Source organism: Rhizobium skierniewicense Ch11, assembly GCF_023757665.1.
GTDB lineage: Bacteria > Pseudomonadota > Alphaproteobacteria > Rhizobiales > Rhizobiaceae > Agrobacterium > Agrobacterium skierniewicense.
Map to the genome: position 1 here is coordinate 139,639 of NZ_RXPG01000007.1, position 24,966 is coordinate 164,604.

Annotated in this window: 20 protein-coding genes; 8 read left to right on the forward strand and 12 right to left on the reverse strand. The window is 57.9% G+C overall.

Going from position 1 to position 24,966, the window contains the following annotated elements; translation table 11 throughout:
- Window positions 1-48: 48 nt before the first annotated feature.
- The 5 genes from EKM04_RS07685 (at window position 49) to EKM04_RS07705 (ending at window position 6,955) form a co-directional block, all read left to right on the forward strand.
- Entirely contained in the window at window positions 49-807 is a 759-nt protein-coding gene (locus tag EKM04_RS07685; protein WP_174152473.1) for a response regulator transcription factor, read from the forward strand.
- A 9-nt stretch (window positions 808-816) separates the two neighbouring features.
- Window positions 817-2,226 (forward strand): sensor histidine kinase, encoded by a 1,410-nt coding sequence (locus EKM04_RS07690; RefSeq protein ID WP_183897033.1) that lies wholly within the window; start codon window positions 817-819, stop codon window positions 2,224-2,226.
- A 77-nt stretch (window positions 2,227-2,303) separates the two neighbouring features.
- Entirely contained in the window at window positions 2,304-5,264 is a 2,961-nt protein-coding gene (locus EKM04_RS07695; protein ID WP_412762985.1) for a bifunctional [glutamine synthetase] adenylyltransferase/[glutamine synthetase]-adenylyl-L-tyrosine phosphorylase, read from the forward strand.
- A 36-nt stretch (window positions 5,265-5,300) separates the two neighbouring features.
- Complete coding sequence (locus tag EKM04_RS07700; protein WP_183897031.1) at window positions 5,301-5,699, forward strand: VOC family protein; 399 nt, start codon at window positions 5,301-5,303, stop codon at window positions 5,697-5,699.
- 137 nt (window positions 5,700-5,836) lie between these two features.
- The gene (locus EKM04_RS07705; RefSeq protein ID WP_174152476.1) at window positions 5,837-6,955 is read left to right on the forward strand and encodes a metallophosphoesterase; all 1,119 of its coding nucleotides are present in this window, start codon (window positions 5,837-5,839) and stop codon (window positions 6,953-6,955) included.
- Between the two features lie 67 nt (window positions 6,956-7,022).
- Here the strand turns inward: EKM04_RS07705 and EKM04_RS07710 are convergent, their stop codons facing one another.
- The 3 genes from EKM04_RS07710 to EKM04_RS07720 form a co-directional block, all read right to left on the reverse strand.
- Window positions 7,023-9,377 carry a PAS domain-containing sensor histidine kinase gene (locus EKM04_RS07710; RefSeq protein ID WP_183897030.1) on the reverse strand — a complete coding sequence of 785 codons (2,355 nt, stop codon included), beginning with the start codon at window positions 9,375-9,377 and terminating at the stop codon, window positions 7,023-7,025.
- A 184-nt stretch (window positions 9,378-9,561) separates the two neighbouring features.
- Window positions 9,562-12,210: an aminopeptidase N gene (pepN, locus tag EKM04_RS07715; RefSeq protein ID WP_183897029.1), complete on the reverse strand. Its 2,649-nt coding sequence runs from the start codon at window positions 12,208-12,210 to the stop codon at window positions 9,562-9,564.
- Window positions 12,211-12,512: 302 nt separating this feature from the next.
- The gene (locus tag EKM04_RS07720) at window positions 12,513-13,622 is read right to left on the reverse strand and encodes a methyl-accepting chemotaxis protein (RefSeq protein ID WP_183897028.1); all 1,110 of its coding nucleotides are present in this window, start codon (window positions 13,620-13,622) and stop codon (window positions 12,513-12,515) included.
- 385 nt (window positions 13,623-14,007) lie between these two features.
- Between EKM04_RS07720 and EKM04_RS07725 the strand changes: the two genes are divergently transcribed.
- Entirely contained in the window at window positions 14,008-14,946 is a 939-nt protein-coding gene (locus EKM04_RS07725; RefSeq protein WP_183897027.1) for a DMT family transporter, read from the forward strand.
- A 273-nt stretch (window positions 14,947-15,219) separates the two neighbouring features.
- Window positions 15,220-16,080: a hypothetical protein gene (locus tag EKM04_RS07730; protein WP_183897026.1), complete on the forward strand. Its 861-nt coding sequence runs from the start codon at window positions 15,220-15,222 to the stop codon at window positions 16,078-16,080.
- A 27-nt stretch (window positions 16,081-16,107) separates the two neighbouring features.
- Here EKM04_RS07730 and EKM04_RS07735 read toward each other — a convergent pair whose 3' ends face one another.
- From EKM04_RS07735 to EKM04_RS07755, 5 genes are all read right to left on the reverse strand, one after another.
- Window positions 16,108-17,016, reverse strand: coding sequence for a hypothetical protein (locus EKM04_RS07735; RefSeq protein WP_183897025.1), 909 nt, complete (start codon window positions 17,014-17,016; stop codon window positions 16,108-16,110).
- A gap of 200 nt (window positions 17,017-17,216) precedes the next feature.
- On the reverse strand, window positions 17,217-17,405 hold the full coding sequence (locus EKM04_RS07740; RefSeq protein WP_174152483.1) for a hypothetical protein: 189 nt from the start codon (window positions 17,403-17,405) through the stop codon (window positions 17,217-17,219).
- Between the two features lie 150 nt (window positions 17,406-17,555).
- Window positions 17,556-18,431 (reverse strand): uracil-DNA glycosylase, encoded by an 876-nt coding sequence (locus tag EKM04_RS07745; protein WP_183897024.1) that lies wholly within the window; start codon window positions 18,429-18,431, stop codon window positions 17,556-17,558.
- A gap of 43 nt (window positions 18,432-18,474) precedes the next feature.
- Entirely contained in the window at window positions 18,475-19,767 is a 1,293-nt protein-coding gene (locus EKM04_RS07750; protein ID WP_174152485.1) for an Hsp70 family protein, read from the reverse strand.
- A 141-nt stretch (window positions 19,768-19,908) separates the two neighbouring features.
- Window positions 19,909-20,805 carry a LysR family transcriptional regulator gene (locus EKM04_RS07755; RefSeq protein WP_174152486.1) on the reverse strand — a complete coding sequence of 299 codons (897 nt, stop codon included), beginning with the start codon at window positions 20,803-20,805 and terminating at the stop codon, window positions 19,909-19,911.
- A gap of 105 nt (window positions 20,806-20,910) precedes the next feature.
- Between EKM04_RS07755 and blaOXA the strand changes: the two genes are divergently transcribed.
- Window positions 20,911-21,726 (forward strand): class D beta-lactamase, encoded by an 816-nt coding sequence (gene blaOXA, locus EKM04_RS07760; RefSeq protein ID WP_183897023.1) that lies wholly within the window; start codon window positions 20,911-20,913, stop codon window positions 21,724-21,726.
- Window positions 21,727-21,729: 3 nt separating this feature from the next.
- Here blaOXA and EKM04_RS07765 read toward each other — a convergent pair whose 3' ends face one another.
- From EKM04_RS07765 to EKM04_RS07780, 4 genes are all read right to left on the reverse strand, one after another.
- Complete coding sequence (locus tag EKM04_RS07765) at window positions 21,730-21,933, reverse strand: hypothetical protein (RefSeq protein WP_183897022.1); 204 nt, start codon at window positions 21,931-21,933, stop codon at window positions 21,730-21,732.
- 79 nt (window positions 21,934-22,012) lie between these two features.
- Window positions 22,013-22,852 carry a hypothetical protein gene (locus tag EKM04_RS07770; protein ID WP_183897021.1) on the reverse strand — a complete coding sequence of 280 codons (840 nt, stop codon included), beginning with the start codon at window positions 22,850-22,852 and terminating at the stop codon, window positions 22,013-22,015.
- Window positions 22,853-23,003: 151 nt separating this feature from the next.
- Window positions 23,004-23,957, reverse strand: a complete 954-nt coding sequence (locus tag EKM04_RS07775) for a hypothetical protein (protein WP_183897020.1) — start codon at window positions 23,955-23,957, stop codon at window positions 23,004-23,006.
- A gap of 180 nt (window positions 23,958-24,137) precedes the next feature.
- Window positions 24,138-24,926, reverse strand: a complete 789-nt coding sequence (locus EKM04_RS07780; protein WP_174152491.1) for an SDR family oxidoreductase — start codon at window positions 24,924-24,926, stop codon at window positions 24,138-24,140.
- Between the last annotated feature and the right edge of the window lie 40 nt (window positions 24,927-24,966).

The following is a 24,966-nucleotide window of genomic DNA, read 5'->3' on the forward strand; positions in this document are numbered from 1 at the left end:
TTCCGCCTTTCATTTTACGGGCCGCACCATCGATCAGGAGCGCAGAATATGGAAAGTCATGCTCAAGACGACCGTAAGCCCTCTGTTTCCGGTTGTGCGGGGAAGGCGGAGGACGCTATTGTCCCCCACATGAAGATTCTCGTTATCGAAGATGATCTGGAAGCTGCGGCCTATATGACCAAGGCCTTTCGGGAAGCTGGTATTGTCGCCGATCACGCCAGCGATGGTGAGAGCGGCCTGTTTATGGGTGTCGAGAACGCCTACGACGTGATGGTTATCGACCGCATGCTGCCACGCCGGGACGGGCTCTCCGTCATCAGCGAGTTGCGTCGTCGCGGGATCGAAACGCCGGTGCTGATCCTGTCTGCTCTAGGGCAGGTGGATGACCGTGTGACGGGCCTTCGCGCCGGTGGCGACGACTACCTTCCGAAACCCTATGCGTTCAGTGAGCTTCTGGCGCGAATCGAGGTGTTGGGTCGTCGCAAGGGCAAACCGGAGCAGGATATGGTCTACCGGGTCGGTGATCTGGAGCTGGACCGTCTCTCTCATGACGTGCGCCGGGGCGGCAAGGAAATCTTGCTGCAGCCGCGCGAATTTCGTCTGCTGGAATATCTGATGAAAAACGCTGGCCAAGTGGTGACCCGCACGATGCTTCTGGAAAATGTCTGGGACTACCACTTCGATCCGCAGACGAACGTCATCGACGTGCATGTGTCGCGCCTTCGCTCGAAAATCGAGAAGGACTTCGACAAACCGCTGCTGAAAACCATTCGCGGCGCTGGCTATATGATGAAGGATGAGGGGTAACGCCCGTTCATGGCCCGTCTTCGTCTTCTGTTCAGCTCGACGGCGGTGCGCCTGTCTGCGCTTTATATCCTGCTTTTTGCCCTTTGTGCCGCCTTCCTTGTTTTCTATGTAACGGCGCTGTCCGAGGGGTTGCTGAACCAGCAGACGCGTGACGCCGTGCAGCAGGAAGTCAACGACGTCCAGCGTGTCTATAATCGCGGTGGCATCAACCCGCTCTTGCGGATGATGGAGCGGCGTGCGCGCCAGCCGGGTGCGAGCCTTTACGTGATTGCAGGGCCAAACGGTGAAATTCTGGCAGGCAACGTTGCGTCGGTACAGCCCGGTGTTTTCGACAAGGAAGGCTGGACGGAGTTTCCGTTCGGTTACGAGCGCTATTCCGAAAGCGGCGGTGCCGTGAAGCATCTGGCCACCGCCAATATCTTCCGCCTCGATAACGGCCTGCGCATTCTGGTGGGTCGCGATCTGGGTGAGCCGACGAAATTCCGATTGCTGGTGCGCAACGCTCTGATGGTGGCGCTGGCTATCATGGGTGGCGGCGCGGTTCTGATCTGGTTTGCGATCGGGCGCAATGCGCTGAAACGCATCAACCGCATGTCGGCTGCGACGAAGAAGATCATGGCGGGCGATCTCTCGCAGCGCCTGCCGCAGGGACGCTCCGGCGACGAATTCGACCGGCTCTCTGGTTCGCTCAACGCGATGCTGGGCCGCATTGAAAAGCTCAACGAAGGCCTGCGGCAGGTCTCCGACAACATCGCCCATGACCTTAAAACGCCGCTCACACGTTTGCGCAACAAGGCAACTGAGGCACTTGAGGACCGCGATGACGGAAAGCGCCGGGCGGCACTGGAAGGCATCATTGCCGAATCCGACCAGTTGATCCGCACCTTCAATGCGCTTCTGATGATTTCTCGTGTCGAAGCTGGCTCTATTGCCGCCGAAATGAGCGATGTCGACATATCAGCCATCGCCGAGGATAGCGCCGAGCTTTACGAACCGGTAGCCGACGAGGAAGGCTTGACGCTCACCGCTGACATCACGCCCGGACTGATCGTGCAGGGAAACCGCGAACTGATCGGTCAGGCGCTGACCAATCTCATCGACAACGCCATCAAATATGCTGGTGGACATGACGGCAAAAAGGGTCTTTCCGTGCGTCTGGTGAGGCAGGATGATGACATCGTGCTCTCTGTTGCCGATAACGGACCTGGTGTGCCCGCTGACAAGCGCGACGAAGTCATCAAGCGTTTCGTGCGGCTGGACGAAAGCCGCTCCAAGCCAGGCACTGGTCTTGGGCTTTCGCTGGTCGAGGCCGTGATGGAGCTGCATGGCGGTTCACTGCGGCTCTCAGACACCGATCCCGACAACGGCCAAGCCCCGGGCCTGACTGTTTCGATGGTTTTTCCTGTCTCTACACCTTAAGGTCGTCCCTAAAAACAAAGCGGCCGATTCCAAAAAGGATTGGTATTCAGCGGGTAGGGAGAGAGACCATGTCTCAGATGGCAATCAACGGAAAACGGCTGGACGATGTGCAGTCCGACGTCATTCGCGCGCATACGCAGGCCGAGCTGAAGTCCGTTCTCTCCACATTAAAGGATATCGGCAAGAGCGAACCCGACGTTGCAGCGCTTCTGGCAAGCGACAGGCCGCTCAAGGATTTCGTGGCTCAGGCGCTTTCCCTGTCGCCCTATCTACGCGATGCGGCGGTGTCGGACGAGGGATTGCTGACGCTGGCGATATCAGGACCGCTTGATACGACACTCGCGCGTCTGGTTGACGATGCCCGCGCTTGCTGGCGACCGGATGGTGACGGTGTCGTTCCCAGTGAGGCGGAGGTCATGACACGGCTGCGCGTTGCCAAACGACGGCTTTCCTTCATCGCTGCACTTGCCGACTTGGGGCGCATCTTCGTGGCACAAGACACCACGCGGTGGCTGAGCGACATGGCAGATGCGAGCCTAGCCGCAGCCATCGACCATTTGCTGCTTTCCAACCACCAAAGCGGAAAATTGGAACTTAAAAATGCCGACGCACCCAGCGAGGGGTCTGGCCTCATCGTGTTGGGCATGGGAAAGCTGGGCTCGCAGGAGCTGAACTATTCGTCCGATATCGATGCTGTCGTGTTCTTCGAACCGTCGGCTGGCATCGTGCCGGATCCGCTGGATGCGCTGGAAATTTTTGGACGGATGATGCGTCGGCTGATCCGCATCATGCAGGAGCGTACGGCAGACGGCTATGTGTTTCGCACGGATCTACGGCTGCGCCCGGACCCCGGATCGACACCGCTTGCCATACCGGTCGAGGCGGCGCTGACCTATTACGAGGGCAGGGGCCAGAACTGGGAGCGGGCGGCCTATATCAAGGCGCGGCCGGTGGCGGGAGACATCAAGGCTGGGGAGGGTTTCATGCGGGAACTGACGCCCTTCGTGTTTCGGAAATATCTCGACTATGCGGCGATTGCCGATATCCACTCCATCAAACGGCAAATTCATGCGCACAAGGGTCACGGCGCGATTGCGGTGAAGGGTCACAACGTCAAGCTCGGGCGTGGCGGTATTCGCGAGATCGAGTTCTTTGCGCAGACACAGCAACTGATCGCGGGCGGGCGGATGGCACCGCTGCGGGTGCGCTCGACGCAGGAGGCCCTTTCGGCGCTGACGGAGGCGAAGTGGATCGACGCGGGGACACGCGACAAGCTGACGGATGCCTATTGGTTTTTACGCGAGGTGGAGCACCGCATTCAGATGGTGCGCGACGAGCAGACCCATATCTTGCCGGACACCGAAGTGGAGTTGAAGCGTATCGCCTTCATGCTGGGCTTTGGCGATACAAAGGCTTTCTCCGACAAGCTGGAAGGTGTTTTGCGGCTCGTCGAGCGGAAATATTCGGCCCTGTTCGAGCAGGAAACCAGGCTGTCAGGGGAAAGCGGCAATCTGGTTTTTACCGGGCAAAGAGATGACCCCGATACGCTGAAGACGCTGGCACGGCTGGGTTTCGAACGGCCGCAGGATATGTCGCGCGTCATCCGTACCTGGCACAATGGGCGTTACCGGGCGACACAATCGGTCGAGGCACGCGAGCGACTGACGGAACTGACACCGGAATTGTTGCAGGCCTTCGGCAAAAGCAAGCGGGCCGACGAGGCGCTGTCGCGGTTCGACAATTTTCTCTCGGGCCTGCCTGCCGGCATTCAGCTCTTCTCGCTTCTGGGCAACAATCCGGCCCTTTTGTCGCTGCTGGTGACGATTATGGCATCTGCACCGCGTCTGGCGGAAATCATTGCGGCACGCCCGCACGTGTTCGATGGCATGCTGGACCCCGGGTTGATGACGGACATTCCGACCCGCGACTATCTCGGGCAGCGCATGCAGGGCTTTCTGGCGCCTGCGCGGCACTATGAGGATATTCTCGACCGGTTGCGCATCTTCGCCGCCGAACAGCGCTTTTTGATCGGTGTCAGACTGTTGACTGGCGCCATCAGGGGGGAGGTCGCGGGCCGTGCCTTTACCGATCTTGCCAACCTTGTTATCGAGGCGGCGTTGATGGCGGTGATGGTCGAAATAGAGGCCGCTCATGGGTCGTATCCTGGCGGCCGCGTGGCGGTTGTCGGCATGGGCAAGCTTGGCTCGTTCGAACTGACGGCGGGCTCCGATGTCGATCTGATCCTGCTTTACGATTACAACGGTGCCGCGTCCCAATCCGACGGAGCAAAGCCGCTCGATGCCGTCAGATATTTCACCCGTATAACGCAACGACTGATCGCGGCGCTGTCTGCACCGACTGCAGAAGGCGTGCTGTACGAGGTGGACATGCGACTGCGTCCCTCCGGTAACAAGGGGCCGGTGGCGACACGTATATCTACGTTCGAGAAATACCAGCGCGAAGAGGCCTGGACTTGGGAGCATATGGCCCTCTCACGAGCGCGGCTGATCTGCGGAGACAAGTCCTTGATTGCGGATGCCGAACGGATCATCGCGTCCATTCTTTCCCACAAGCGCGACATAGCGCAGATATCTGCCGACGTCACTGAAATGCGCAAGCTGATCGGCGCGGAAAAGCCGCCGGCCAATAACTGGGATTTCAAGCTTATTCCCGGTGGTCTGGTCGATCTGGAGTTCGTTGCGCAATACCTGACTTTGGTCGCGCCTCGAGAAGGTCTGCCAGCGCATGTGGCGGGCGAGAGCACGGCGGACGTCTGGAAACGGGTGGCGGAACGGGCGATGGAGCCTCACGTCTACGACGATTGCATGGTGGCGCTCGGCCTCTTTACGGAACTCTCCCAGATCATTCGCCTGTGCATCGACAGCGATTTCGAGCCGAAACAAGCGCCAGCCGGGTTGATCGACCTTGTCTGCCGGGCGGGTGACTGCCCCGACATTGGCACGCTGGAGGGCGAAGTGAAACGCCTCTCGAAAATTGTGCGGAAGGCATTTTCGGCAGTTGTGGTGGGCAAGGTCTAACTTATAGGATCTGCCAACTTCACTGGAGACTTGAAGATGATTGGATACACCATGGTCGGCACGACGGACCTCGACCGCGCCGTGCGGTTTCACGATCCGGTGTTTACCGAGATGGGCATGAAGCAGTGCTACAGGGATGACCAGACAGTATTCTGGGGCGACAAGACGGATGTGAACGCGCCACGTTTTGCGACGGGCTATCCATTCGATGGCGGCAAGGCAGGCATTGGCAATGGCGCCATGACGGCGTTTCTGACAACGGGATCGGACATGATCGACCGGTTGCACGCCCTCGCCATGGCGAATGGCGGAACGGACGAGGGCGCGCCGGGCTTGCGCCCCGATTATGGCGAAGGCTTCTATGCGGCCTATGCGCGTGACCCTGATGGCAACAAGATTGCTTTTGTTTGCTACGACGTGAGGAAGAACGGCTGAACGCGTTGCGTATCGCGTTTCACACCCCACCTTTGGTTCAGATTTCGGCGTGAGAGCACGGATCAATCCGTCCCTATCATGGATTGATCCGTTTGCGTCCGTCATGCGTAGACAAGACCAAACACAAAGGCATATTCATGTTTCATCTGATTTTCGGAATTCCGTGGCTGCTGGTTGTCGTCAGATTTCTCCAGCCGCTGCCATGGTTGTGGTCTGTCAAAGCCAGTCTTGCATTGATCCTTCTGATCGGCTCCCAATACCTCTTGTTCAATCGTCTGTCGTCGGGATCGGTCTTTTCTCCTGAATTTTTTCGGCCGCTTGTCATCGCATTCAACTTCCTCGTGGGCGTTCTGCTGTTGCTGGCCTTCATGCAGATTGCGCTCGATATCATCTCGATCATCCTGCTACCGTTTAAAGGCCACTTCCCGGCGATCCCGCCTGGCGTGCGCTATGCGATGGGACTGGTTGCGCTCGGGCTTTCCGCGTTTGCCGTGAGCCAAGCCATTCGCGTTCCACCGCTGAAGGATATCGAGGTTGCCATTCCCGGTTTGCCACCTGCCTTCGATGGCTACCAGATGGTGCAACTGACAGATCTCCACATCAGCCGACTGTTCTCGACCGAGTGGACAAAATCCGTGGTGGAGAAAACGAATGCGTTGAACCCCGATCTCATTGTCATCACCGGCGATCTGATCGATGGCAGCGTTCAATCCCGCAGTGCCGATATTGCGCCACTGGCAAATCTGAAAGCGCGCGACGGTGTTTTCACCATTCCGGGAAACCATGAATATTTCTTCGACTACAATGCGTGGATGAAATACTATTCGGGTCTCAACATGACGACGCTCGCCAACGGACATACGGTGATCGAGCGGAACGGCGAAAAAATCGTGATTGCAGGCGTGACTGATCTGTCATCCGCCAGAACGGCATTCCCGGTGCCCGATCTTGCCGCGGCGCTTTACGGAGCGCCGGAGAATGCGCCGATCATTCTCCTCGATCACCAGCCAAAAGAAGCGGCGCGTAACGCCAAAATGGGTGTGGCGTTGCAGCTTTCCGGCCATACGCATGGCGGCATGGTGTTTGGGCTCCACAGCATCGTTGCGCGGGCAAACAACGGGTTCGTGTCTGGTTTCTATCAGGTGGATGGCATGCAACTCTACGTCAACAATGGGACGGCGCTGTGGCCCGGCTTCGCGCTGCGTTTGGGTGTCCCATCGGAACTGACCCGTTTTACGCTTCGCCCCGCACCCTGATGCTCCTGTGATCCGTGATGGAAAAGGCGGGTCCTCCCTCTGTGGATAAGACCCGCCTTTTTTGTTGTCAGCCGGCGGCAGCGGGCGCGAGCGGCTGTACGGTTTCGGCATGCGGTATCATCAATGCGACGACGGTGCCCTTGCCCACACAGGAGCGGATTTTCATTGTGCCGCCATGTAGTTTGACCAGTGAGCGAGAAATGGCAAGACCCAGGCCCGAGCCGCCCTGGCTCTTTGCGTACTGGCTCTGAACCTGTTCGAAAGGCTGACCGATCTTGTTAATGGCCGTGCCGGGGATGCCGATGCCGGTATCTGCGATGGTCAGCATCAGGCCGTTCCGATGCACGTGGGTGCGAAGCTCCACCCGTCCGCCTTCGCCGGTAAATTTCACCGCGTTGGACAGAAGGTTGAGCATGATCTGCTTCATGGCGCGACGATCGACAGCCATGTGCATGTCCTCACAGACGCGCTGCTGGATGGAGATATTCTTCTGCGCCGCCTGAATGGCTGTGAGGCGAAGCGTCTCTTCGACCAAAGGTGCAAGATCGACCTTCTCGCAATTGATCTGCATATGACCCGCTTCGATCTTCGACATGTCGAGGATGTCGTTGATAACGTGGAGCAGATGCTTGCCGCTATCGTGAATATCACGAGCATATTCCGAATATTTCGGCGACCCTACGGGGCCGAACATTTCGTTGAGCAGAATCTCGGAGAAGCCGAGAATGGCGTTGAGCGGCGTGCGTAGCTCATGGCTCATATTGGCGAGGAATTCGGACTTGGCGATATTGGCCGCCTCGGCGCGTTCTTTTTCCGCCTGGTAGAGCGCATTGGCGTCGGAGAGTTCGGTTTTCTGTCGCTCAAGCTTGTGGCGCGAGGATGAGAGGTCCCCAATCGTTGCCATCAAGCGTTTTTCGGAATCGCGCAGGCGCTCTTCGTGGCGCTTGAGAAGGGTGATGTTGGTACCCACAGATACCAGGCCACCATCGCGGGTGCGGCGTTCGTTGATCTGCAGCCAGCGCGCATCGGCGAGCTGCACTTCCGTGGTGCGTGACAGGCCGGACTGATCCGGATCCGCGACGCGGCGCTCCACCACGGGGCGGCAGGCGGCCGCGTTGACCACGGAGCGTTCCGTGCCTGCAACCAAGACGCTGTCCGGCAGGCCGTAGGCTTGCTGGAAGTGGGCATTGCACATGACCAGTCGGTCATTTTTGTCCCACAGCACAAAAGCTTCCGATGTGCTTTCGATCGCGTCAGCCAAGCGCTGGTCGGCCTCGGCGTAACGCTGGGCCAGACGATGTTGCTCGGTGATGTCCATGGCGATGCCGATGACGCGAAGGCCTGCTGACGTATGAATGACCTGGGCACGAGCCCGCAGCCAGACATAGTGTCCATGAGCATGGCGCATGCGGAAAATCTGATCGATCTGGCGCAATTCCCCGCAGCCGACGGCACGGGCCAGTTCGTAAAGATTACCCTCTTCCGAGTGCATCATGCGCGCCGCATCGCTGAACGATAGCGGTTCTGTTCTGGCCGGAAGTCCGAGAATTTCATACAGAGACGTGGACCAGAACATGCGACGTGTCGAGAGATCGAAATCCCAAAGGCCGCAACGCCCGCGTGACAGCGCGGTTTCGACGCGCAGGTTGGACTCCAGAAAGATGTCGTCCGCTGTGCGTGCCCGTTTAACCTGCATGTAATAGGCATAGAGAATGACGAGCAGAATGGCAGAAATACCGGTGAACAGCGTCACGTTCATGGCCACTTCGCTACGCCAAAAGGAGCGGATTGGCTCCAGCGAACGCGCTGCGATGATCATGCCGCCATCGCCGCCGAGTGGCAGCATGGTCGCATAATGCGGCGTACCCTCGATATCGGTTTCGACGGTGCCGGGCGCATCTGAAAAGCGCCTCACGATGGCGATTTCCGGCAAAAGGCCGGTGAGCGATGTTCCAAGATAACCTTGGGTCTTGCCACCAGCGCCAGCGAAGATAATACCATTGTTGCCCGCGACCAGAATTAGGGTCTCCTGGCTCAGGCTGCCCGCCGGGAATGCCCTGTTCAGCCGCGCTTCCGTTGCAACCCGATTCTGCGTGGCAAAGAGTGTCGCGTCGCTGATGAGCGATGCCCGCGCAGCGAGGGCCGAAAGCGCCGTCGCTTGCCGCGCAGAGCCTTCCATACGCTCTGATTCCGCCATGATGCCCAGCATGCGCGAAGCTGCCACAACGATCAGAAACGCCAGAATGAGAACAGGTATCAGCCGCTTAAGCAGCATTTCCAGTTGGGGCAACTGAAGTCCGCTCTTTGGCCAGGTGGCAATTCCCACCATAAGACCAGAAAACTTTTCTCCCCATGCAGCTACATCGCTTATTCTGGCATACGAGCTATCATCGCCCGCAGTCGCCCGCCGCACGTTCGTCATTGTCCCGCCTTGATGTCCCTCGTGTCATTCGAAGCGCCGCCGCTCGAATCTGACACCAGTGAATCAAAGCTGATTCGGCTTGTCCAGAGCTTGTGGTTAAAAGAATTTTAACCCCTTGAACCGACTCCGTATTTTTTCGGGACGGATCTGGCGACTCGCTGCAAGTCGCCAGACTGACGCAATGTCAAGCCTTTAGCACGCGTTCCACGATATCGCGGACGTCCGTAGAGAGCGCCGGCGTGCGTTCGATCGTGGTGAGTGCCGCGCGTGCGTGGTCGGCTCTTACAGGCTCCAGAGACCGCCATGAGCGCATGGAGGTGAGGATGCGCGCGGCAAGCTGCGGGTTGCGCTTGTCGATGCTGACGATCTGTTGCGCAAGGAACCTGTACGCTTCGCCATCGGCCCGGTTGAAGCCGGTCGGGTTTCCGAAGGCAAACGTCCCGATGAGGGATCGGACGCGGTTCGGATTGGTCGCGATGAAGTGCCTCGAGCTCGTTAGCGACTGGATGCGGCCCAGCGCTCCTTCACCCGGCATGGCCGCCTGAATGGACAGCCACTTGTCGAGCACCAGCGCGTTGTCGGCAAAGCGGCTTTCGAATGTCGCAAGGGCCTGCGCGGTCTCTGTCGTGTCCGGGAAGCGTTGCGTCAAAACGCTGAGCGCATGGGCAAGATCCGTCATGTTGGTGGCTGCGGAGAATGCCGTCGAGGCGCGCTCGGGTGTCGGCTCGGCAAAAGACAGATAGCCCATGGCGATGTTGCGAAGGGACCGGCGACCGGCGCTTTCGGCATCGGGAGAATAGGCCCCCTTGTTCTCGAAAGCCGTGAACAACGACTTGAAGGTCTCGATGCCGGCCCTGGAAATCGCCGCCATCGCGGCGTTGCGCGCCGTGTGGATGGCGTCTGGGTCATTGTTGCGACCGATTTCACGGGCGACGTCCGCCTCGCTTGGCAGCCCGAGTGCCTGAGCGCGGAATGCCGGTTCAAGACTGTCATCGCCAGCAATGTCGATCAGGGCCGCGATGAAAGCGTCGTCGAACTGCGGCTCGGTGCCGTTCAAAACGGCCTGTGTCGCTTTGATGAGGTTTGGCATGGCGAGTGTTGCCAGGGCCTGCCAGCGCGAGAACATATCCGTATCGTGACGGGCAATCTGCACCATGTCGTCCGTGGACTGCTCGAGATGCAGGTTGATGGGTGCTGAGAATCCACGATTGATCGAAAGCACCGGGCGCGATGAAATGCCCGCGAACGTAAATGTCTGGCTCCGTTCGGTCAAATGCAGGACGCCATCCCGATACTCGCCGCCTTCGACCGTCGATGGTTCGGCAATCTGGCCATTGTCGAGGATAAGCGCGATGGACAATGGAATGTGGAGGGTTTGCTTGTTGGTCTGGCCGGGTGTTGCCGGAACGGTCTGCTCCAGCGACAGTGTGAAGGTCGAAGACGCCACGTCATAGGCCGTAGAAGCGCTGACAAGCGGTGTACCAGCCTGAATGTACCAACGGAAGAACTGGCTGAGATCGCGCCCGCTCGCCTCTTCGAAGCACGTGATGAAATCCTCGACAGTCGATGCATCGCCATCGTGACGTTCGAAGTAGAGGTCCATGCCCTTGCGAAAATCGTCGGCACCCAAGATGGTGGCGATCATGCCGGTGATCTCGGCGCCCTTCTCATAGACGGTCGTCGTGTAGAAGTTGTTGATTTCGCGGTACTTGTCGGGGCGCGGTGGATGCGCCAGCGGACCGCCGTCTTCCGGGAACTGTTCCGATTTCAGATGGCGCACATCGGCAATGCGCTTGACGGCGCGCGAACGCATGTCGGAGGAAAACTCCTGATCGCGATAAACCGTCAGGCCTTCCTTGAGGCATAGCTGGAACCAGTCGCGGCAGGTGATGCGATTGCCGGTCCAGTTGTGAAAATATTCATGTGCGATGATGCGCTCGATATTGGCATAATCGGCATCGGTGGCGGTGTCGGGATCGGCCAGAACATATTTGTCGTTGAAGACGTTGAGGCCTTTGTTCTCCATCGCGCCCATGTTGAAATCCGAGACGGCGACGATCATGAAGATATCCAGATCGTATTCGCGACCGAAGCGCTCTTCGTCCCATTTCATGGAGCGCTTGAGCGCATCCATTGCATAGGCTGCGCGCGGCTCCTTGCCGTGTTCGACATAGATTTTCAACGCGACGTCACGACCGGACATGGTGGTGAAGGTGTCTTCGATGAGACCCAGATCGCCCGCGACCAGCGCAAACAGATAGCTGGGTTTGGGGTGCGGATCGAACCAGGCAGCGAAATGGCGGCCTTCGTCGTAATTGCCGCCGCCGAGGAAATTGCCGTTCGACAGCAGGAACGTATTACCTTCCTTGGCCGCGATGATGGTGATCGTGTAGGGCGCCAGAACGTCGGGGCGATCAGGGAAATAGGTAATCCGGCGGAAGCCTTCGGCTTCGCACTGGGTGCAATAGACACCGTTTGTACGGTAAAGCCCCATCAACTTTGTGTTGGTTTCCGGGTTGATGTAGTTCGTTACGCAGATTTCGAAGGGAATTTCCTCCGGCAGATCGCGGATCGTCAGACTGTCCGGCGTCACGTCATATTGCGCAGCGGGAATATCGATCTGGTCCAGCAAAAGGCCAGAGAGTGTCAACTCATCGCCATCCAGGATGATCGGTGCTGATTTGTCGGCACCTTCGCGCCGATGGAAAATCAGTCGCGCTTCGACCTTGGTATTTTCAGGGTCGAGTTCGAAGGTGAGGTCAACTCGTTCGAGAACGAAATCTGTGGGGCGATAATCCGCCAGGTGAACGATCTGGCCCGTGTCTGTTCGCATGACTATTCCTGAATGAACCTTGTCTGCCACATCTCAGGTTTCATGCCGCATGCCACCTGAAAGTCGAATTGAAGTCGGTCACGTTCATGTGCAACTCGCAAAACATGATGTCCCGCGTATTTTTTACCAGACGGACGGTTCGATTGTCACCGATGACTGTGTCTCGCATTGGCACATCATTCCATTAAATGTTGAACGATTACTGAAATTATGGCCGCTTCAGAATTATATTACGATAAAATCGTCGATTGGTTAGCAATTCCGTTACGCCGTCGACGTTCTGATCCTGCGACCAAACGCTTTTACGTCTTTAGTCCAAGGCTCGCGCGAATTGCCTCTTCGCTTTCCGTTTGCTGGATGACGACACCGTACCAGCCCAGACCGTCGTAGTCCTCGTAGCCGAAGGTCTTGGCAAAGGCGACGATTGCACCCCCCGCATAGTAGCTTCCACGCATGGCATTTCCGATGTTTTTAAGGGGATAGCTGGTAAAGCGCAGAGCGGGATCGCTGCTGGCAATGACGCGCATATCACCATCCAGCAAAAGGACCACGGTGCGCGCGGCCACCGGCGGTGGCAGATTTGCCTCCTTTTCGACAATGGCGCGACCTTGTTCCTGCCAGTCGAAGTAGACGCCGAGTGTTCCAAGCAAGGCGCCATCATTCTTTCCGCCTTCTCGAATGCCGGTGGCATAGACGAGAACATCCCGGTCATCATGCAAAGGGCTGCTTTTGACCTGATCAACGATGTATTCGTCACCGCTGCGGCACTGCGACGCGGCGATGAACCAGGGTTCCAGCGTCATGTTGCGGCCGATCAGGCCGGATTTGTAGCGAGGATTGGCAGACGCGATCACCATGCCGCGACGGTCGGTCATCACCAGATCGATGTAAACCGTATAGAAGCGCGAAATAACGCCGAGGCGCTCTGATGCGAAGGCGGCATCTGCCTTTTCGGTGCTCTGCAGTGCCTGCCAGAGAGCCGTATCGGTTGCCCACCATCGCACGTCGGCGGTGCGTTCAAACAGGTTGCGCACGATGAGCTGGACCAGTGTCTGGGCCATGTCCATCAGGCGCACGCCCTCCATTTCCTCCACCAGCGCCTCAGCCATATCGCGGCTGAGGCCGATGCGGCTCAAGACATTCTGTTCGAAGGTCGAGGAAATGTCCGATGCGATCTGTGCCAGACGCTGCACCTCATTTGCGACCACGGAGAAACCTTTGCCCGCTTCACCCGCCCGTGCCGCTTCGATAAGAGCGTTGATGGCCAGTAGCCGGATCTGCTTGACGATATGGGTGTTATCCGTACTGAACTGCCGCAGATCGTTCGACATTCCATCTGTCACGATACGCATGCTGCGGGGCGTTGCTGGTGGCAACGCGTCTTTTCCCAGTGTCTTCAAGGCTGGTTTCATGAGCGTATCGTCTGTTCTACATGAAGGTTGACAGGGTGTCGTTCTCTCACCGTCCGGATCGAAAACTGCGGGCTCGATTGTGCTCATTTAGAATATAGTCTGGTTAATATTCGGTTTCTTCAAGTTGTCATAAGTAGAGGGGTGGCCGTTTATTATCTGCTGCTCAATACATCATTTGCATATATTTAAAGCATTTTTCATGTCGCCTGTTGGCTTTTGGGCAACCGGTCGGATGAAAAGCGAAGGAATAAATGCTCAATCTTGAGTTTCTGTCAGAATCGGCGGAAATATCTGATAGCCATGTTCTTGCAGTGCAGAGTCAGTTCGTGGCCCTGTGAGATGAAACCGGCTCACGCCCGCGTGGGCCCACGAGTGTCAGTTTCCAATGAGTGCCGCCGCCTATAACCCCATCCGGGGCATAAGCTTCAAATTGATTTCCGTTGCGTTCTTTCTGGTCATGCAGACATGCATCAAGGCGGCCGGGCCGGATATCCCTGCGGGACAGATCAGCTTTTTCCGCTCCGCCTTCGCCATCGTTCCCATCGTCATCTATCTCGCCTGGCTGCGCAGTCTTTCAAGCGCACTTTACACGAAGAATATATCCGGCCATTTCAAACGCGGATGCCTTGGCGTTCTCTCCATGGCATGCGGCTTTTACGGGCTGACCTTGCTACCTTTGCCCGAGTTCATCGCCATCGGCTATGCCTCGCCCCTTATGGCGGTTGTCTTTGCGTCCCTGCTGTTGGGAGAACAGGTGCGTGTCTATCGCTGGTCTGCGGTCGTGATCGGGATGACGGGCGTGGTCATCATTTTGTGGCCGAAGCTGACGCTGTTGCAACAGGGCGGTTTTGCGGCAGGTGAGGGGATCGGTGCCTTGGCGGTGTTGGCGGGTGCGGTCCTCGGCGGACTGGCCATGGTGCAGGTGCGCCAACTGGTCGTGACCGAAAAGACAGCAACCATCGTGCTCTATTTCTCGCTCACTGGCGCGTTTCTGTCGGCTCTCAGCCTGCCGTTCGATTGGGAAGGGCTCGATCTGAAGCAGGCGATATTGTTGATCTCCTGCGGCATCGCAGGCGGTATTGCCCAGATTTTGCTTACCGAAAGCTATCGCCACGCGGAGGTGTCTACCATAGCGCCGTTCGAATACAGTTCGATCCTGTTCGGTATCGCTGTGTCATATATCCTGTTCGGCGACATTCCCACTGCCAGCATGTTGGTCGGCACCGCAATTGTGGTATGCGCAGGGATCTTCATCATTTTCCGTGAGCACCAATTGGGTCTGGCCCGCAAGGCCGCGAAAAAGGCATCCACACCGCAGGGTTGAGCGCCGTGAGCATTAATGTGTTTCCTATTATGACAACATGCTGAAATGCTAGTTTTTTACTAAACCTTTGTTCAATTTGGGCGCGAATGTGATATCCAGCGTTTCGGTAAGGGTCAATTTGGGGTGGCGTATCGTGTTTGGGGTAAAACGCGGAAGGCCTGTTTGCGCGTTTCAGACCGCCAGAAATGGCGTATACGCGGATCAGGAAGACAACAGAGTGGTGATTGTTTGCCAGTCTGATGAGGTAACACCAGCTTTGTCGCAGGGGGAGCCATGAGGTATTCCCACGCCGAACTTGTCGCGCATCCGAAATTGCTCGGGGCGATACGAGGGCTCGCGCGCAACCTTCGCGCTGCCTACAACGACAATCCGAGGATCGCCCGGCTTTTGTCTGCGCACCAGAAATGGTTGATGACCCAAGCTGGCATGGCACTCAGTCTGGAGACGACGCCGCGCGGTTTCACGGTGGCGCAACTGCGCGAACTGGTGACGGAGAACGGGATTGCCAGCCGCAACACCGTCCAGAACTATCTCGATCAGCTTGAAATATATCGCTATGTCGAAAAGGTCGGCCCCGCAACGGTGCGTCCTCGCCGCTACAGGGCGTCGCAGATTAGCGAGCAGACCATGCTGATGTGGTATGTCGCAAACCTCGCGGCACTGGATGGGATGGATGGCGGAACCCGAGCCGCGACGATGATGGCCCAGCCTGAACTTCTGGCGCTGGCGCAGCCGCAGGCCGCGCGCAATTGCATACTCCACAAGGATTGGGTAGAGCCACCAGCGCGTGTTGGCCTGTTCCTCTGGACCGAAGCAGGCGCACTGGTGATGGACGAATTCATCAGCCGTATCGAAGACGCCGACCGCGAAACCGACCGCATTGACATCGGCTTTGTCGACGCGCGCGCCATGGCGGGCGAGTTCATGATGTCGCGCACCCATCTCCAGCGCCTGCTCAACAAGGCTGCCGAGCAGGGCACGATGGGCTGGCATGATGACAGCCTGCGCAGCGGCATGTGGTTTTCACGCGAATTCCTCGATGAATATTGTAACTGGCAGGCCATCAAGTTCGTCTACGTGAACGACGCGTTTCTGGCCGCACGCGACGCGTCGCCGGTGATGTTGCCCGAATAGTTTGGTTCTGTCATTCTGGTTGAGGCCTCAGGTGACGTCAGACGAAAAGGCTGCGTCCACTTTGCTCTTCTCATGCAGAAATTTGGATGAGGACTTGTCCGATCCCTTCGCTGTCCAAAGACTGGCCTTAGGATTGTAATCGAGGCTTATGAGGTCAGCCGGAATATCGCCAAAAACCTGTCCGAACTGGCGAGCCCCGATCTTCAAAAGGTAATGCGGTATGATCTGATCGATGTGGTAGGAGGGATTTTTCGCGAGGACCGCAAGAAGCGTTGTTGAAAAGCGTCTGGAAAACCGGCGTACAGCGTCGGAATTTCCATAATAGACCGCGTTCGCGAGGATTTTGTGCCACGGCTTGCGTGTATGCGGCCGGAAGCTGAAGGCACCTTCGCTTTTCAGGTTTCCGATTTTCCGCCAGGGCGATGTCTTTGCAATCGTATCGACATCCAGGATCAGCAATCGCGCCACGCCTTGATCGAGCAGTTGGTCTGCAACAACAAAGCGTGCACTATTATAGTAGATGTTCACCCGTCTCGGTAAAGTCAGCCCCGTCAGCGGATCTGCACTGACGCTCAAGATAACGGTCGGCAACTCATTGCGCAGGCGTTCGATCTGGTCAAGCACATCGCGGTTGGGTCGGATGAGATGAAGATGGACGTAAAACCTGTCCTTTATCATCGACAGAGATTGAATAAAGGAGACGGCATATCGCCAGAAATAAGCCTCGTCACAGGCCACGAGAATGACATCCTGACCACTGATGTCCTGTTGAAAATCGAGATCGATAGATGCTTTGTATCGTTCAAGAGCATCGTTGTTGAACGTTTTTGAAATGGACGAAAGAAGGGCGGAGTGGAAGATCACGCCTCTCCAGTACCAAGAATGTCTTTTCTTCTTGATCGGACCGCTTTCATGCAGGCTCATGTCGAATGTCATGCGCGCCATCTTTCAACAAGGAACACTGTTTTAAAACTCGTATCAGCGGAGCTGAGTACAAGCCGGGTGTTGAAAAATCAAGGCGAGTGCTGCGGCACGGGACAAGGTCAGCCAAAAACGCAAAAGCGCCTCTCCGTCGGAAAGGCGCTGCGAAGCGTCGGATCATAAAGTCTACGAGGTCCAGCCCTGAGACTGTCGTCTCAGCGCTCGCGGAAATCCGCGAAGACAGCCGATGGACGGGTTGTACGAACCTGCTGGGCCGATGCGCGAGCGGTCAGCTGTTCGTTGGTTCCACCAAAGCGGTGGTAGCCATTGCTGGAGCGCGGGCCAAGGCCTGCGAGCCTGAGTGTTTCAAAGCCGGAGTGAACCGGACGGAAGCGAGTGGTCATTGCCTTGGTTCCTTAAACCTTTTCCTCCCAAGACAAGATGACTTATTGCAGTGCGGTAGAGATTCGGCAAGAAACGGAACTGCGCCGCTGTTATGCGCCATTTGCATGGCTTTCTTCATAATTGATTCACACTGCTCAAAAAGGAAGCGTTCACATCTCGCGAATACGCGCCTGAAATGCCAATAAATCCTGCCAGGCCAATGGCTTACTGGCGGGTGCATTCAAAAGTTCCTGAGGGTGGAGAGTTGCGATGGCAGGCACGATACCGTGGCCGGATGCGACATCACGCCACTGTCCGCGCAAGGTATGGATCGTTCCCGCGCCGCCAAAGAAAAAACGGGCGGTGAAGTTGCCCAAAAGCAACAGTACTTTGGGCTCCGCCAATGCCACCTGTCTCTCGATGAAGGGGCGGCAGATCTCCATTTCGGCATGGGAGGGAGAGCGGTTGCCCGGCGGGCGCCATGGAACAACGTTGGTCAGCAGAAGCTGGGCGCGATGAAGCCCGATGGCCGCAAGCATTCGGTCGAGAAGCAAGCCGGTCTTGCCGACATACAACAGGCCCTCGCGGTCGTCATCCGCATCCGGCATGGGACCGATGACCATGATGCCGGAAGACGGGTCGCCCTCGGCGAAAATCGTGTTGCGGGCGCTGTTTTTCAGATTGCAGCCGTTGAAGCTTTCCAGCGCTGTCTTGAGCTCCGGTAACGAGCGGGCTGCCTCAGCCGCGAAACGAGCGGCGGCAATGGCCTGATCGTCCGGCATGGCGACATTGGTTTGAATGGCGGGCGCAGGTGGCGGTGCAGCGGCACGCGATGACGGTTTGGATGGTGCGGTGCGCGGCGGTGCTTCATTCTGCTGTGGCTGAGACTGCGTCTCACGGTGAGCGGGGCGGTTCTGGCGGCTGGCCGCAAACTCCGCGAAACGATCCAGCGGGCCGTCTTCCAACAGCCACTCCACGCCCGCATCCGCATGAAAATGCAAAAGCGCCGCCAGTTCTGCCGTGGAAAGGTCCTGCACCGAGATCATGGCTTGACGCTACCCTATCTGTCCGACTGGCGAAACCCCGTCATCACGCTGTCCAGCGCTCAATGTCGCCGCTTTCGCCAATCATCGCCAGACCATGGGCAATCGACAGCAACTCGCCGCCTGTTTCGATCTTGTCGGCATCGAAACGGCGCGTGAAGAGCTGGCGCACGGCAGGCACAAACGAGGTACCGCCGGTCAAAAACACCTTGTCGATGGCGTCAGGTGCGGTTTGTGTTTTCTCCAGCACCTCATCCAGCGCGCCTTCGATCTTGGCCAGATCGTCGCTGATCCAGTGGTCGAAATCCGAGCGCTTGACGGTCTTGCGACCCGCCTTGCCCAGCGGCGAGAAATTGAACTCCGCTTCTTCCTGCGACGACAGCGCCATCTTGGTGGCGGAAATGGCCTGATAGAGTGGATAGCCTTCGTCATGTTCGACAAGCTCCACGAACATTTCCAGCTTCTCCGGCTCCAGCGCGGAGCGGACCAGAGATTTCAGGTCGGCAAACTCCTTGGTGGTCTTGAAGATGGAGAGCTGGTTCCAGCGCCCGAAGTTGACATAGTAGCCGCCCGGAACGTCCAGCACCTTGTCGAAACTCTTGAACTTGCTGCCCTTGCCGATTTCCGGCGAGACCAGATTGTCGATCATGCGGAAGTCGAAGTGGTCTCCGGCGACGCCGACGCCCGAGTGGCCGATAGGGGTGGCGGAGAGCTTGCCGCCATGGGTTTCGAACCGGATAAGCGAATAGTCGGTGGTGCCGCCGCCGAAATCGGCAACGAGAACATTGGCGTCCTTCTTCAGGCTCTGAGCGAAATAATAGGCCGCAGCAACGGGCTCATAGACATAGTGGATTTCCGGAAAACCGGCGCGGGTCAGCGCGTCGTTGTAGCGGGCCAGCGCCAGCGCTTCATCGGGATTGGCACCTGCAAAACGCACAGGCCGACCGGCAATGACGCTCGATATGTCGCTGGGCCACTCATCGCCCGCATAGGACTTCAGCTTGCGCAGAAAGACTTCCATCAAATCCTCGAAGCTCTGGCGCTTGGCAAAGACCAGCGTGCCCTGAAACAGCGAGGATGCAGCAAAGGTCTTGATGGATTGCAGAAAGCGACAGTCGCCCGGATTGTCGATGAACTGCTGAATGGCGGCATGACCCGCCTCGACGTGAAGCGCAGCCGCCCCCATGGTCCGGTCCTTCATGAAGGACAGGGCCGTTCGCATGCTGTCTGCGGTTCCGGCGCTGCTGGTAAAGCGCATCGAATGGCTGTCTTTACCGCTGTCGGAAAGTGCCATGACCGTGTTGGTCGTGCCGAAATCGAGGCCGAGTGTCCGTGTCATGGCGAAATTCCTTGGTTCTTTAGACAGGTCGAAATGGGCCGAGGCATGCTCATGCCCGTCAGTCAGGATGCCCATGGCATCGGTGATGTTTGAGAAGGGCGGGTCATTGCATGCTGGCTGGCGCATGGCAACCCGAACAGGTCAATTTTTTGACGCTTGGGCTGCCCGGGTAAGCTTGGATTCTTCCATCAGCCATGCCGAGAACGTGGCCATAGCAGGTGTCACCGGCCGCGATTTCAGCCGCGTCAGCCAGTAGCAGCCTTTAGAGACATAGACCGGAAACGGCTGCTCCAGCGCGCCTGACGACAGGTGTCGACCGAACATCAATGGCGGGGCAAGCGCAACGCCCGCACCCTGCAAGGCCGCTTCGATCATCGACACGGACGAATCGAACACGATGCCACGAATTTTCGGAGCGGAGACACCGGCCGCCTCAAACCAGTCCGGCCATTCGTCCACACGGTAGGAACGCAGGAGTGGTTGGGTTGCGACATCATGCGGCGAGGCGAGCTGCTGCGCGATTGCGGGGATGCACAGCATCGAATGCGGCGCTTCGAACAGCTCGTCGGCATCGGTGTCATGCCATGCGCCGTTGCCGAAACGAATGGCGTAGTCCAGGCCCTCCGCGGCGATATCGACGCGATTGTTGTTGGTGGAAAGCCTGATTTCGATGAAGGGATAGCGCGTCTGAAACCCACCCAGGCGCGGCAAAAGCCAGCCGACAGCGAAGGTCCCGACCGCACCCAGCGTCAGCACATCGCGCAGATGGCCTTCCTCGAAGCGTTGCAGCATATCGGCCATGCTGTCGAACGAAGCGCGCAGCGTCGGCAAAAGCGCAAGCCCGTCTTCGGTAATCATCAAACCGCGCGGCAAACGCCGGAACAGTTCGACGCCGAGTTTCTGTTCCAGAAGCTTGACCTGGTGGCTGATTGCAGTTTGCGTGACGCACAGTTCAATCGCCGCGCGCGTGAAGCTGAGATGTCGTGCTGCGGCTTCGAAAGCGCGCAGTGCGTTGAGGGGAAGATGCGGGCGGACCATCGATAAGACCAATTAAAATTCATGCCTGAAACCAGATATCATCATTTGTCGCGCCATGACAGGCTGGACTAAAACAGCGGCACCACAAGCAAATGGAGAGTATCCATGACGACAAAGCCGCACATCGGCCTCATTTTTTATTCCGTATTTACAATCGGTTGTTTGGGTTCCTTCAGTGCCCGAGCCGCCGAGACGGTGCAATGCACGGTCATTCTGGACGTCACGACGGGTGAGGCGCTACACCGGCAAGGCACGTGCGACAGGGCTTTCGCGCCCCAATCCACCTTCAAGCTGCCTTTGGCCATCATGGGCTACGATGCGGGTATTTTGAAGGACGAGACGACACCACGTTGGGATTACAAGGCCGAGTGGAAAAAGCCCAAGCGGCAGCAGAAGTCCGTCGATCCAACCATTTGGGAACGTGATTCCATCGTCTGGTACTCGCAGGAAATCACCCGGCGTTTGGGCGAGCAGAAATTCGCCGATTATGCCCGCCGCTTCGATTATGGCAATGCGGATGTGCGCGGCGTGAAGGGGCGCTCGGATGGGTTGACCGAGGCGTGGTTGATGTCATCTCTGGCGATATCCGGCGACCAGCAGGTGAATTTCCTGCGCCGTTTCCGCTTGGGCAAGCTGCCCGTTTCCAGGGCTGCGTCCGAAAAGACCATGGCGATCATCCCTGCATTCACCGCCGCCGATGGCTGGAAGGTGCAGGGCAAGACGGGTTCCGGCCGTATGCGCACCAAGGCAGGCCGGTATGATGGCGATTCCTGGCTCGGTTGGTTCGTCGGTTGGGCACAGAAGGGCGACAGGCAAGTGGTCTTTGCCAAGCTGAACATACAGGACTGGAAAAGCGCGGAGCCGATCAGCTTTGCCACGCGTGACGCGCTGATCGCTGACCTGCCGAAACTGGTAAAGTAAGCGTCAGCGAATAAAGCGTCGCGATGCCCAGATCACCACGATGCCCGCGACGAGAACCAGCGCGCCGCGCAACAGCCATGGACTTTGATTGATCATGAAGCTGGAGGCGGGGTAGGGGAAGTAGCCGCTGCCCTGCCCAATCCAGATGAGGCCGATCAGGGCCACCAACGCGCCGATTATGGTCAGGGAAATCCGGAGTATCTGCATGATGTGCCTCGATAGGAAAAAACCTCCCCGGAGTTTATCCCGAAGAGGTTTCGATTGCCATTCGAATCGGATGCTTCGATCAGGCCTGCGCGTAATACGTCTCGACCAGGCTTGGCTTGGGCTCTTGTGTGTCGGTGTCGGCGAGTAGCGTGCTCTTGGTAACAGCCGGGTCCGTGTTGGCGATGGCATCGAGCAGTCCGCGCAGAATGCGGTTCTTTTGTACCTCGGCAGCATGGTTACGGGCAGCGTCTGCTGCGGCCTGTTCTTCATCGGCGAGGCGGCGCAGCGAGGATCGGGTCTCTACAGCGTCGAATTGAAAGGGTCTCTCGGTGCGAACCGGACCATCTGACGATACCGGCCGCCGTACCGCCACGGGTGCGGATGCAACAGGTGTCGACGGAGAGGCGGTCTGAGGCACAGAACCATTGGTGCCCTGAATGGGCGCGGACGAACCGGCGGTGCCGTTCTCAACCGGCATGGATTTGCCAGCTTCAGCATCATTGTCATTGCTTGCTGTCGGCTCGTCTGCAACAGGCTCGGAATCAGTGGGTTGCGACTTCTCGGGTGCGTTGGTCGGTTCAGGCCCGGTGTCTTCAATCGGTGCTGATGCTACGGGTTGGTCGTCTGCGTCCCCGGCGGAAGCTGATGGAGATTGCGCAGACGCGGTTTCGTCCGTTGTCGGCTGACCATCGACAGGCTGACTCTCGCTTGTCGCTGGCTGCGTCGGCGCCGGCGAATAGGTGCCGTCGTCGGTATCCTTGTCTTCAGCCGTGGTGGGCGTGCTGGCAGCAGGCTGGGTCGTGGTCTGGCTCGCCGGGCCGGAGGACGCCGAACCGCTGCTCGTTGTCGTGCCTGACGATTGCCCGCCGGTGCTGCCCGTTGCCGGCGTCGTTCTGGGTGGGAAGAGTGCTTCTAACATGGGAGTGCGCCAAAATTGATATTGGCCACTCAGCTAAATCACCGCCCCCCAAAAATCAGTGCACTCACGTCATCAAATTTTAATCAAACGCTGATGCATGAACCTGCAACAGCAATTATGGTGAATAATCATTGACCGTGATGATCGCGACTTAGTCTACGCTCTGGTCATGACCTGATTTCAGCGTCTCCAGCCGCTCGCGCATGGCGTCCTGCACGAAGTGTGCAACGTCGCCCATGGACATGCCGTGGTCCACAAGGTTCAGCACGAGATTGGCGATCCCGGCGCGGGATTCGTCATCGGCTCCGGGCAAATTCAGCGCGCTGGCATGCTGGTCCATGAACGGGACGCGGCGGTAAAAGCCGGTACCGAAAATGTGCAGCCACATGCGCTCGAGAATATAGCCGTTGCATGCGGCTGTTCCCACCGAAAAGTCGTACATCGCATCCTTGGACACCTCTGGCAGTCCCGCAACATGCGCGTTGCGGACGGCAAAGATGGCGCCGTAGGAAAAGACACCGGCGCTGTGACGGTCGGCTTCATCCGCCAGCGCATCCAGCTTCCAGGCGCGCAAGGCATGCGCGGCGATATTGCTGGTGTTGGGTGAGATACCCTGGATCGTTTTGTAGACGAGGCCCATGTTCCAGGCGCCGACATCGGTGAATTCGAGTGCGACCCAATCGAAAAGGGAAAATGTCTCAGGCCGAACGCGAAGATGCAGCGGGAAATATTCATTGTAACGGTCGAGTTGTGCCGATGGTGGGATATTCCGGTCTGCCAGCCACTGCCACGACAGTGGCTGCACATCATCCCATCTGCGCCAGTTTCTCAAGATGTCAATGAAATCTGGGCTATGGGTAATCGGGTCGCCTTGCGAAAACACGGTGAAATAGCGATCGTCCGTCGCACGCGTTCTCATGTGGTGAAGGTAAGTCTCGGACTCGCGTCCGACATTCGGTCTGGCCACGATTTCGTCCGCACGGGCAAGCACCGTTGGCGAGGTAATCTCCTGACCCTTGTTGTAAATGATGACCCGAAAATCCGCAGGGATATCCACGATCCATTCAAGAGCTTCGTTGTATCTCGCCAAAATGATGGTGTGCATGGATCCCCTCGCGACTATAGGGGCCAAGGCATTGGTTGGCTCCATGATGCTTGAAGTATGCGGTCAAGCTTGTGTGGACGTTGTGCAGCCAGTTCACGCCATGACCTTGGTAACTGTCGAGCAAGCAAAGGCGGCCTGCCCGACGTTGCTTGCCGGACAGGCGTTGTATTATGCCCGTTTTCAGATGGACTTCGACGCTCCGCCATCCACGCGCAACATGGTGCCGGTGATGTAGCTGGCGGGCTGCGAGCACAGGAAGGCACCGGCTGCTGCAAACTCCTCGACCTTGCCCAGGCGACCGGCCGGAATGGTTTTCAGCGATGCCTCGCGCACCTCTTCGACGCTCTTGCCCAGCCGCTTTGCATTGGCGCCATCCAGTTCATCGATGCGATCCGTGTGGATGCGACCCGGAAGCAGCATGTTGGCGGTGATACCGGAACCGGCGATCTCCGATGCCAGTGTCTTGTTCCAGCCCACCAGCGCACCGCGCAGAGTGTTTGAAAGCGCCAGATTGGGGATGGGCTCGAACACGCCTGACGAGGCAACGGTCAGGATACGACCCCAGCCTTGCTCCTTCATGTGCGGCAGGAAGGCGCCGGTCAGCGCAATGACGCGAAGAACCATGGACTGGAAGAAAGTCTCAAGCTTCTCCACGGTGATATCCTGCGCCATGCCGGGCGTGGGGCCACCGGTGTTGTTGACAAGAATGTCGATACCCCCGAGCTTTTCCGTCACCGCTTGGATCATCGTCTCGACGAAATCGTCTCGCGAAAGATCACCTTGCACCCAATCTGCCTTGCCTTTGCCCAGCGCATTGATGGCCTCGACGTTCGCGGCCAGCTTTTCAGCCGTGCGGCCAACGAGCAGCACATGTGCGCCCTCTTTGGCCAAGGCCGTTGCAATGCCGAGGCCAAGGCCGCGCGACGATGCCAGAACAAGTGCGCGTTTGCCGGAAATGCCGAAATCCATGGAGTTCCTCCTGATGATGTTGTCTGGTTATAGGGGGCAC